Source organism: Sphingobium sp. GW821-FHT02B05 (assembly GCF_059421905.1).
Map to the genome: position 1 here is coordinate 513,988 of NZ_JBWKVW010000002.1, position 11,245 is coordinate 525,232.

The 11,245-nt window shown below is 62.5% G+C and carries 7 protein-coding genes; all 7 read left to right on the plus strand.

Annotated features, from left to right (window positions below; translation table 11 throughout):
- The first annotated feature begins 86 nt into the window (after window positions 1–86).
- The 7 genes from AC07UX_RS11935 to AC07UX_RS11965 all read left to right on the plus strand — a co-directional run bounded on the left by AC07UX_RS11935 (window position 87) and on the right by AC07UX_RS11965 (window position 11,232).
- On the plus strand, window positions 87–2,771 hold the full coding sequence (locus AC07UX_RS11935) for a TonB-dependent receptor (protein ID WP_495192216.1): 2,685 nt from the start codon (window positions 87–89) through the stop codon (window positions 2,769–2,771).
- A gap of 23 nt (window positions 2,772–2,794) precedes the next feature.
- Window positions 2,795–4,474: a GH39 family glycosyl hydrolase gene (locus AC07UX_RS11940; protein ID WP_495192217.1), complete on the plus strand. Its 1,680-nt coding sequence runs from the start codon at window positions 2,795–2,797 to the stop codon at window positions 4,472–4,474.
- A 9-nt stretch (window positions 4,475–4,483) separates the two neighbouring features.
- Entirely contained in the window at window positions 4,484–5,758 is a 1,275-nt protein-coding gene (locus AC07UX_RS11945; RefSeq protein ID WP_495192218.1) for an MFS transporter, read from the plus strand.
- Entirely contained in the window at window positions 5,755–6,933 is a 1,179-nt protein-coding gene (locus AC07UX_RS11950; protein WP_495192219.1) for an L-rhamnonate dehydratase, read from the plus strand. The genes AC07UX_RS11945 and AC07UX_RS11950 overlap by 4 nt, the downstream gene beginning before the upstream one ends.
- A complete protein-coding gene (locus AC07UX_RS11955) occupies window positions 6,930–7,802 on the plus strand; it encodes an NAD(P)-dependent oxidoreductase (protein WP_495192220.1) in 873 nt (290 codons plus the stop codon). The genes AC07UX_RS11950 and AC07UX_RS11955 overlap by 4 nt, the downstream gene beginning before the upstream one ends.
- A 44-nt stretch (window positions 7,803–7,846) precedes the next feature.
- The gene (locus AC07UX_RS11960) at window positions 7,847–9,400 is read left to right on the plus strand and encodes an alpha-N-arabinofuranosidase (protein ID WP_495192292.1); all 1,554 of its coding nucleotides are present in this window, start codon (window positions 7,847–7,849) and stop codon (window positions 9,398–9,400) included.
- Between the two features lie 218 nt (window positions 9,401–9,618).
- Window positions 9,619–11,232 (plus strand): FAD-dependent oxidoreductase, encoded by a 1,614-nt coding sequence (locus AC07UX_RS11965; RefSeq protein ID WP_495192221.1) that lies wholly within the window; start codon window positions 9,619–9,621, stop codon window positions 11,230–11,232.
- Window positions 11,233–11,245 lie beyond the last annotated feature (13 nt).

The following is an 11,245-nucleotide window of genomic DNA, read 5'->3' on the forward strand; positions in this document are numbered from 1 at the left end:
ATTACTCCGTCAAATTATCGCTTGAATAGGTGGCAAACTTTCGTAATCTAGTATGAGAAATAAAAATGACTCGGAGGGGATATAGGATGAGAAATGGAATAAAGCTGTCCATCTCGCTGTTCGCGCTGCTGACGGCGCAATCGGCCTTCGCCCAGGACGGCGGCGATCAGGGCGCCAAGGATGTGAGCAATGGCGACATCATCGTCACCGGCATGCGTGCCAGCCTGTCGTCGGCGCAGAATATCAAGCGCAATGCCCAGCAACTGGTCGACTCGGTCGTTGCGGAGGATATCGGCAAGCTGCCCGACAACAATGTCGTGGAAGCGCTCCAGCGCGTACCCGGCATCCAGGTGTCGCCCCGTGCGCGCGGCGAATCCGCCACCGTGCTGATCCGCGGCCTCCCCGACGTGGTCACGCTGGTCAACGGCCGCAACATCTTCAGCACCACCGGCCGCTCGCTGTCTCTGGCGGACGTTCCGGCCGACCTCGTCGCGGGCGTGGATGTCTATAAGTCGCGTTCCGCCGATCAGCTGGAAGGTGGCATCGCCGGCCTCATCAACGTCCGCACCCGACGGCCTTTCGACTTCAAGGGATTCGAATTCGCGCTGGCGGGCCGCGAAGTCTATAGCGAACAACCCGACACGATAGACCCCTATGCCAGCGCGCTGATCAGCAACCGCTGGTCCACCGGAATCGGTGAAATCGGGGCGCTTGTCAGCGTCTCCTACCACAAGACCCGCTATCGCGACGAAACCATCTATAGCGGCGGCTATTTCGGCTATAATCTCGACAATAGCCGCGCGCCATATACGCCCGGCGTCCCGCTGGACCCACGCGGCACCAATCCGACCGATCCGAAGGTGTTTCGCACTGACGTCATCGGCGCCTTCGACCGGATCGGCACCCGCACCCGCCCGGCGGTGAACGCCACGCTGCAATGGGCACCGGATGATCGGCTGACGATCCACGCCGACGGCCTGTTCTACGGCTATCGCGAACGCGGCAACAGCAACCAGAATTTCACGTCGATGAACGGTGCTTTGCTGTCGCCGCTAGTGTTCGTGGACGATACAAAGCTGGTCCAGTCGCTCAGCATCGCCAATGGCCGTGTCGCCAATTTCGGCGGCGCCTACCGGAATAAGGCGGATCGCTGGCAGGGCGCGCTGGGCGCCGACTGGACCAGCGGCGACTGGAAGGCATCGACGGAGTTTTCCTACACCCGGTCGAAAGCCACCGACGTCGGCAACAATCTGGACGTGGACTTCATCGCCTCGCGCACCGACGCCGTGTTCAACGATGGATCGGGCGCGCCTTATTTCACCCTGCCCAATGACGACATTGCCGATCCGTCGCGCTATTATCTTTCACGCCTGTCCACCACCCGGACGATCGGCGACGGCAAGGAACTGGCCTGGCGCGGCGACCTGTCCTACCGCACGCCCTTCCTCATCTTCTCCGGCCTCGACGCCGGCGTCCGCCTCAGCAAGCGCGACGCCAAATCGGACAGTTTCACCCAGACGATTAATTGCGCCGCGACCGGCGCGGTCAAATGCTACAGCATCAAGGCTGCGAGCCTGCCTGGCCTGATGACGGTGACGCCCGGCGACTTCTACAGCGGCACCCGCCAGTTCGTGCGCCAGTGGGCGACGCCGACCACCGATTATCTGCTCGGCAATATCGGATCGCTGCGCCAGCTGTTCGGCCTCGCCCCCGGCGACCCGGCCTTTCAGGATACGCAGCATTTCGACATCGAAGAGAAGAATTACGCAGGCTATGGTCAGGCCAATGTCGAAGTGGGCCGCCTGGATGGCCAGATCGGCGTGCGCGTCATCCGTACCGACATCACGTCCAACGCCTTTCTGGTGCTGCGCGGTGCGACCGCGCCCGTCACGATCCGGAACAAGAGCACGGACATCCTCCCCAGCCTGGCGCTCCGCTACAAGCTCAAGGACAATCTGTTCCTGCGCTTCGCCGCCAGCAAGACGATCACCCGGCCCAGCTTCGCCCAGCTCAATCCCGCGCTTACGCTGACCCCACCCGTGCCGGGGCAACAGCCCTTCGGGCGCGGCACCAGCGGCAATGCGGACCTGAAACCGATCCGGTCTGACAATTACGACCTGTCGCTCGAATGGTATATCGACCGGTCGAGTTCGATCACCGCCACCGTCTTCCGCCGGGACGTCACCGGCTTCATCCAGTCGGTGACCAGCAATTTCGACATCGATTATCTGGGCGCCGATAATGGCGTCTATCAGATCACCCGGCCGGAAAATTCCGGATCGGGCAAGTTGCAGGGGATTGAGGGGGGGGTCACTGTCTTCCCCAAGGGATTGCCGAACTGGCTGGACGGCATCGGCATCAGCGCCAACGGCACCTATATCGATGGCAAGAACAAGGCCCTCTCGCCCCTGCCCGGCGTCACCGGCTATATGGACATCCCGTTCCAGAACGTGTCCAAATATTCCGCGACCGGCACCTTCATCTATGAAAAGGGCGGCTTCTCCGCCCGCGCCTCCTATGTCTGGCGCGACACCTATAATGCCGGCCTGCATTTCACCGGCGTCAATCCCAACTTCATCACCAACGGGCAGATCAGCAATCTTGACCTGTCCTTCTCTTATGAGATCAATCCCAACTTCACCATCGTCGCCGACGCGACCAACATACTCAAAAATCTCTACCAGACATCGTTCAACGACCCCGGCCTCTACCCGCGCGATACCGTTCTCTACACGCGCACATTTGCCCTCGGGTTCCGGGCGAAGCTCTAATGTTCCTGTCGAGAGGATGCCATATGACGATTTCCAAAGTGATCGCTTCACTGTCCGTGCTGATGGCGCTGCCGCCAACGGCGCAGGCGCAGGCGCCAAGACAGGTCGCGATCAGCGTGGATGCGGCCAAGGCGGTGGGCAAGCTGCCGCCGGTCTGGCGCTTCTTCGGCGCGGACGAACCCAATTATGCGACGATGAAGGACGGCCGAAAGTTGCTCGTGGAGCTGGGCGAACTGAAAAAGGGCCAGGTCTATTTCCGCGCCCATAATCTGCTCAGCAGCGGGGACGGCACCGCCGCCTTCAAATGGGGCAGCACCAATGCCTATACGGAAACCAAGGACGGCAAACCGATCTATAACTGGGCCATCGTCGATGGAATCATCGACGCCTATCTGGCGGAGGGCATCCGCCCCTATCTCCAGATCGGCTTCACCCCCGAAGCGATGGCGAACGCCCCGGCAGGCACACCCTATCGCCATAGCTGGCGCCCCGGCTTTGCCTATAATCTGATCGCCACGGGCTGGACCTATCCGCCCAAGGATTACGAGAAATGGGCGGAATTGATCCATCAATGGACGCTCCACAATATCGAGCGCTATGGCCGGGCCGAGGTCGAGAAATGGTATTTCGAGGTCTGGAACGAGCCGAACTCGCCCTTCTACTGGACCGCCAGTCCCGAAGAATTCTACAAGCTGCACGATTATGCCATCGCCGCCGTGCGCAAGGCCCTGCCGACCGCGCGCGTTGGCGGCCCGGATGTCGCGGGGCCGGGCGGCACCTTCATGGACGGCTTCCTGAAGCACGTCTCCTCAGGCAAAAATTATGCAACCGGCCAGACCGGGACCCCGACTGACTTCCTGTCCTTTCATGCCAAGGGCAAACCGACCTTTGTCGATGGCCATGTCCGCATGGGCATCGCCACCCATTTGCGCGAAACCGATGGCGGCTTCACCAAAGTCCTGTCGATCCCCTCGCTCGCCAACAAGCCGGTGGTGATCGGTGAAAGCGATCCTGAAGGGTGCGCGGCCTGTCCTGGACCGGCCAACGCCTATCGCAACGGCACCATGTATAGCAGCTACACCGCCGCCAGCTTCGCACGCATCTGGGAACTGGCCGAACGGCGGAAGATCAATCTGGAAGGCGTCGTGTCCTGGTCCTTCGAATTTGAGGACCAGCCCTGGTTCGCGGGTTATCGCCAGCTTTCCACCAACGGCGTGGACCTGCCGGTGCTGAACGTCTTCCGCCTGTTTGCGCAACTGGGCGAAACGAAACTGGCAACCACCAACATGGCGCAGGTGCCACTCGACGCCCTGATGAAAAATGGTGTTCAGGGGGATGCCGACATCGGCTCCATCGCCACCCGCACCGCCGATGGCAAGGTCGCGCTGCTCGTCTGGCATTATCATGACGATGATGTCGCCGGGCCGGATGCCCAGATCAGGCTCAGCCTGAACGGGATCAAGGGCAAGCCCGCGCAGGCGAAGCTGTGGCGGGTCGATGGCGATCATGCCAACGCCTTTACGGCCTGGCAAAAAATGGGATCGCCTCAGTCCCCCGATCAGGACCAGTATAAACAGCTGGAAGCCGCATCGGTCATGCACGCGGAAACGCTGCCTGTGGCCAAAGGCCAGCGTGGCGCCGCCAGCATCGACCTGCGCCTGCCGCGCCAGGGTGTCGCCCTCATCGTCCTCGACGGCCAGTAAGGACGAAAAATGGAGGCGATGACACAGGCAGGGACGCGGCTTTACGCAGGACGCTGGGCGATCGCGGCGACGATCGCCGTCGCCATCGCCATCAGCTATCTCGATCGCCAGACCCTGCCCTGGGCGATCAAATATATTGAGGCTGATATCCCGATCGGCAACCAGACCAAGGCTTTCCTCGATTCCGCCTTCCTCGCCACTTATGGACTTATGTATCTGGGCGGCGGCTGGCTGCTGGATCGGGTGGGCACCCGGCGCGGCTTTCTGGCGATCATGATCTTCTGGTCGCTCGCCTGCGCCAGCCACGGCTTGGCGGGCGGCATAGCGGCGCTGGTGGTCAGCCGTTTACTCCTCGGCGTGGGCGAAGGCGGCGGCTTTCCGGCCGCGACCCGTGCCATCGCCGAATGGTTTCCCGCCGAACGTCGTGCTGCTGCCATGGGCCTGGTCAATGCCGGGACGGCGGTCGGCGCGGTCGTCGCGCCGCCGCTGATCGCGGGGATTCTCGCCTATGGCGACTGGTTCGGCCTGTCGAGCTGGCGCTGGGTCTTCTTCGTCACCGGCGGTTTCGGCCTTGCCTGGGCGCTCTGGTGGTTCCTGACCTATCGCACGCCTTCGGCTCTCGCCACAGACATGCGCGAAGCGGAAGGCCCTGCTCCAACGATCGCAATGCTGCTCGGCCGCCGCGAAGTATGCGGTCTGGTCGTCGCCAAATTCCTGAGCGACGGCGCCTGGTATTTCTACCTCTTCTGGCTGCCCAAATATCTGTTCGAAGCACACGGCTTCGACCTGAAGCAGGCCGCGACGATCGGCTGGATTCCCTATGCCGCATCGGGCGTCGGCAGCCTGTGCGGCGGCTGGCTCTCCAGCCGCCTTCTATCCGCCGGCCGGTCGGTCAATGCCGCGCGCAAAATCGCCCTGGGGCTCAGTGCCGCTTGCATGCCCTGGGTCATGCTCGCGCCCACGACCGGGTCGATCGTCGCGATCATCGCGATTTTCAGCCTGGCATTCTTCGGTCAGCAAAGCTGGTCCACCCTCGTCATGACGCTCCCGACCGACCTCGCCCCACGCAGCGCGCTCGGTCGCCTGGCCGGCCTGGTCGGTCTGGGCGGCGCCTTTGGTGGCATCGTCATGGGACAGGCGGCCGGTTGGGCGCTCGACGCCGGCTTCGGCTACGCGCCGGTCCTGACCGTGGCCGCGACCCTGCACCTGATCGCCTTCGCGCTGATCTGCCTGTCCATTCCCCGCATTTCACGACTCACCTTCACTCGAAAGGCCGTTCCTTGAAAATCACCGAAATCCGCACCCGCGTCGTCCAGTGGGAAGGCGACACAGTCCCCCTGCCACCGCATTTCTGCACCAATCCCATGGATCTGGTGTCGCCCATGCTGTCGCCGGAGACCATGGGGACCTTCACCTTCCACGGCTGGCTGATCGTCGAAATCTTCACCGACGCCGGGCTGGTCGGCATCGGCAATGCCGCACTGGCGCCACTCGTCACCAAACAGTTGATCGACCAGTATCTCAGCCCCCTGCTGATCGGCCAGGATCCGTGGGACAGCGAGTTTCTCTGGCAGCATATGTATCGCAAGACCATGGCCTTCGGGCGCAAGGGCGTGGCGCTGGTCGCCATCTCCGCGCTCGACATCGCCATCTGGGACTTGATGGGGAAATCGGCCAGGCAACCGGTCTTCCGCCTGCTGGGCGGCCGGACAAAGGCGAAAATCCCGGTCTATGCCAGCCGCCTCTATTCGATTCCCTTGGAGGAACTGGCACGCGAAGCCGCCGCCTACAAGGCGCAGGGCTATAAGGCGATGAAACTGCGCTTTGGCTGGGGGCCGATCGACGGGGCGGAGGGCATGGCCCGCAATGTCGAACTGATCCGTACCGTGCGCGAGACGGTGGGCGAGGAAATCGACATAATGGCGGACGCCTATATGGGCTGGAGCCTGGACTATGCCAAACGCATGATGCGCCTCATCGAACCCTTCAACCTGCGCTGGCTGGAGGAAGCCATCATCCCCGACGACATCAACGGCTATCATGAGTTGCGCCGCTTCGGGACCACGCCGATCGCGGCGGGCGAGCATGAATTTACCAGCTATGGGTTCCGCCAGATGATCGAGGCCAGGGCACTCGATTATTTTCAGTTCGACACCAATCGCGTCGGCGGCATCACCGCCGCTCGCAAGATTCAGGCGCTGGCCGAAGCCTATTCCATCCCCGTCGTCCCGCATGCCGGACAGATGCACAATTATCATGTCGTCATGGCCAGCCTGAACAGCCCCATCGCCGAATATTTCCCGATGGTCGATGTGGAGGTCGGCAACGAGCTGTTCTGGTACATCTTCAAGGGTGAGCCACAGGCGGTGGACGGCCATATCGATCTGGACGACAACCTGCCTGGTCTGGGCCTCGAAATCGACGAGGCCGCTCTCTCGCGCTTCAAGGTGATCGGATGATGAACAGGAAAGTGGCCGTTCTGGGGCTGGGCATCATGGGGGCCGGCATGGCGCGTCAATTGCTCGCCGCCGGATTCGACGTGGCGGTGTGGAATCGCAGCCGAGAAAAGGCCGAAGCGCTGGGCGAAGCGGGTGCGCGCGTTGCCGAAACGCCCGCCGATGCCGTCGCCGATGCGGAGATCGTCGTCGCGATGCTGGCCGATGATGGCGTGTCACGCGCGATCTGGACCGGAGAAGAGGGCGTGCTGCCTGCGATGAAGCCGGGCGCGGTCGCCGTCGAATCCAGCACCCTGACCGGCGACTGGGTATTCGAACTGGCACGCGAAGCCGTCACGCACGGCGTCCGTTTCATAGAAGCCCCCGTCACCGGCAGCCGCGATCAGGCGGCACAAGGGCAATTGCGTTTCCTGGTCGGTGGGGAGGCGGACGCCCTCGCCGCCGCCCGCCCCGCGCTGGAGGCGATGGGCGGTGCCATCGTCCATCTCGGCCCGGTAGGCAGCGCCGCCACGGTCAAGCTCGCCAACAACTTCCTGTGCGGCGTACAGGCGGCCAGCCTCGCCGAAGCCATCGCCCTGTTCGAAAAACACGGGCTTGACGTGGAACAGGCCATGTCCATCCTGTTCGACGGCGCACCCGCCAGTCCGATGGTGAAGGCCGTAGGCCGCCGGATGCTCGACCGCGACTATGCCCCCCATTTCCTGGTGCCGTTGATGGCCAAGGATCTGGGCTATGCCGCGCAGGCGCTCGCCGATGTCGGCATCTCTTCTGCCATAGCACAGGCGGCGCGGCAGCGTTTCGTGGACGCCGATGCTGCCGGAGAAGGGCATCGCGATATAGCGGCGATCGTGGAGCCGCTCAGAAACGCCTGAAAAACAAGGGAGAGGATCGAATGAAAAAGCGCCTGACACTGTCCATGTCGCTGTTCGCGGCGACGATCATGACCCCGCTCTCGCCCGTAGCGGCGCAGACCAGCGCACCTGCCGCGACGGCCTTGACCGCCAGCGCCACGCTGCATGCCGACAAGCCCGGCGCGATCATCGACCGCCGGATATTCAGCCAGTTCGCCGAGCATCTGGGCTATGGCATCTATGGCGGCCTCTGGGTCGGACCGGGATCGAAAATCCCCAACACGCGCGGCTATCGCAACGATGTGGTTGCGGCGTTGAAGGCGCTGTCGGTACCCTTGGTGCGCTGGCCCGGCGGCTGTTTCGCCGACGAATATCATTGGCGCGAAGGCATCGGCCCGCGCAACCAGCGCCCGACCAAGATCAACACCCATTGGGGCGGCGTGACCGAACCCAATGGTTTTGGCACCCATGAATTCATGGACTTTGCCGAACTGATCGGGGCGGAGGCCTATGTCTCCGGCAATGTCGGCAACGGCACGCCTGCGGAAATGGCCGAGTGGGTGGAATATATGACCGCGCCCGCCGGCACGCTGGCAGACGAGCGCGCTAAAAATGGGCGCAAGGCGCCATGGAAGCTGCCGATGTTCGGCATCGGCAATGAACTATGGGGATGTGGCGGCAATATGCGCGCCGATTATGCAGCCGACGTCACCCGCCGCTACGCCACCTTCGTCAAGTCGCCGCGCGGCACGAAAATCCTCAAGATCGCCAGCGGCGCCAATAGCCGCGACTATGAATGGACCGATGTGATGATGCGGGTCGCCGGCAAGTCGATCGACGGCATCGGCCTCCATTACTACACCCACCCGACGCGCGGGAAGGTGAAAGGGTCGGCCACGCAATTCACCGAAACCGACTACGCACGCACGCTTGTCAGCACCCTCGTCATGGAGGAGTTGCTGGAGAAGCACGGCGCGATCATGGACAAATATGACCCTGGAAAGCGGGTCAATCTGGCCGTCGATGAATGGGGCATCTGGACCGATGTGGAACCGGGCACCAATCCAGGGTTCCTCTACCAGCAAAACAGCATGCGCGACGCCATCATCGCCGCGCTGAACATCAATCTCTTCGCACGCCATGCCGATCGGGTGCGCATGACCAACATCGCCCAGATGGTGAATGTGCTTCAGGCCATGATCCTGACGCGCGACGACCAGATGGTGCTGACGCCCACCTATCATGTGTTCGACATGTACAAGCCGTTTCAGGACGCGACGTTCCTGCCGCTGGACCTTAAGTCACCCTGGTACAACAAGGATCAATGGACCGTGCCGGCGGTCAGCGCGGCGGCGGCGCGCAGCAAGGCAGGACAGGTCTATATTGCCCTGACCAACACCGATCCCAACCGACCCGCAACCGTGACGGCAAACATCGAAGGCATGCGGGCCTCCGTCGTAGAGGGCCGTATCCTGACCGCGCCTGACATCCAGTCCCACAATGATTTCGGATCGCCGGATGTGGTGCGGCCGGCAACGTTCAGCGGCGCGACCATCTCGCCCGATGGTCTTTTGGTGACCTTGCCGCCGCATAGCGTGGTCATGCTCGCTTTGCAGTGAACGCATGGTGGCCAGAACCTACGCAGCCCGCCGTCCCGCACCACCATCAGCGTTCGCACAGCGATAGCGAAGAAGATGTGGTGATTTGCCGGTTGCAGGCCACAGAAACGTAGATGATAGTCTGCGTCGTGGACGAACCTTGCCAGGAGATCCGACCTGAGTAGCCAATCGCGCATGCTGACAGGCCCGGCGTCTGTCTGTGCTGCCATGTTCGCCTGATGGAAAGCATCGGTCGCGACCTCAATGAGATGCAGCGTGTGCCGCTGGCCGACGATCATGTCGCAGCCTTGCGCGCGGCCGGCTCGACGGCGACGTACCCGGCTGGACACTATATCGTGCAGCCTGGCGATCCTGTCGATTGCTTCGTCTATGTCGAGTCCGGCGAAATAGAGGTCGTCGATGCCTTCTCCGGCGCGCGTTACGGCTCATCCTCCCTTGGTCCCGCGCAATTCATGGCGGAGATATCCTTCCTGAGCGGTGGCGTCTGGACGATGCCGATGCGGGCCGTGTGCGATACGCAGGTGATAGAGGTGCCACGCGCCGCCATGTTGCGCCTGATGGCGGATATGCCGGAAATGTCCGACATCATCATCACGGTCCTGTCGGCGCGGCGACGGCGACAACTCGATAATCGGGACGGGACGCTGGTGTTGATCGGTGAGGAAGGCGACCGCGAAATCCGTTGCATTGCCGAATTTGCAAGCCGCAACCGCTTGCCCTTCGCGTCCCACCCCATCGGATCGCCCGACGCGCAACGCATCGCGACAAGTTGCGCGATACCGGCCGATCAGCCCGCGGTGATCTTCGGACGCGATAGGGTGATTGCGCAGCCTACGCCGCATAAGGTGGCGGAACTGCTTGGCCTCAATCGGGATGTTGCCCAATGTGAGGCGTTCGACGTTTTGATCGTCGGCGGCGGCCCGGCGGGTGTAGCAGCCGGCGTCTATGCCGGCGCGGAGGGGCTGAACGCCCTCGTCGTCGAGGATATCGCGATCGGCGGCCAGGCCGGCACATCTAGTCGCATAGAAAATTACATGGGCTTTCCGACCGGCATATCCGGCGCCGACCTTATATGGCGGGGTGAAGTCCAGGCAATGAAGTTCGGCACGCGCTTCGTCATGCCGCGCCGGGTCGAGCGGCTGGAACAGCTGGATAACGGCCAGTTCTGCGCGACGTTCGACAATGGGCACCAGGTCCGGGCAGGCGCAGTCGTCGTCGCGACGGGGGTGCAATATCGACGCCTTCCCATCCCCCGCTTTGTCGAATTCGAAGGCGCAGGCATCTATTATGCGGCGACCGAGAACGAGGCGCGCTATTGCCACGACTCCGAGGCGATCGTCATAGGCGGCGGCAATTCGGCCGGACAAGCGGCCATGTATCTGAGCCGCTCGGCAGATCATGTGCATTTGCTGGTCCGGGGCCCATCGCTCGCCACCTCCATGTCGCATTATCTGTCGAGCCGCCTGGAAGCCGACCCAAAGGTCAGCATCGAATATGAAGCCCATATTGTCGAACTCCATGGATCGCAAAAGCTGGACGGAGTGACGATCCGTCAAGAGGGCGCCGAAGATCGTACGATGCCTGTCTGCGCCATGTTCGTCATGGTGGGCGCCGCTCCCAATACCCAATGGCTGACAGGCCTGGTCGCGCTGGATGACAAAGGGTTCGTGATGACAGGTGATGCCGTGGGTGGCGGATCGCCCTATGCCACATCCTGTCCGGGCATCTTCGCGGTCGGCGATGTGCGTTCCGGCTCGACCAAGCGCGTGGCTTCGTCGGTTGGGGAAGGATCGGTCGTCATCTCTAAGGTCTGGGAATTTCTGAACGGTTGAAAGTTGATTCGCA

Excerpts from the sequence above, each read along its gene's own strand:
- AC07UX_RS11935 (WP_495192216.1), top strand. The coding sequence starts at position 87 with ATGAGAAATGGAATAAAGCTGTCCATCTCGCTGTTCGCGCTGCTGACG.
- AC07UX_RS11940 (WP_495192217.1), top strand. The coding sequence starts at position 2,795 with ATGACGATTTCCAAAGTGATCGCTTCACTGTCCGTGCTGATGGCGCTG.
- AC07UX_RS11945 (WP_495192218.1), top strand. The coding sequence starts at position 4,484 with ATGGAGGCGATGACACAGGCAGGGACGCGGCTTTACGCAGGACGCTGG.
- AC07UX_RS11955 (WP_495192220.1), top strand. The coding sequence starts at position 6,930 with ATGATGAACAGGAAAGTGGCCGTTCTGGGGCTGGGCATCATGGGGGCC.
- AC07UX_RS11960 (WP_495192292.1), top strand. The coding sequence starts at position 7,847 with ATGTCGCTGTTCGCGGCGACGATCATGACCCCGCTCTCGCCCGTAGCG.
- AC07UX_RS11965 (WP_495192221.1), top strand. The coding sequence starts at position 9,619 with ATGGAAAGCATCGGTCGCGACCTCAATGAGATGCAGCGTGTGCCGCTG.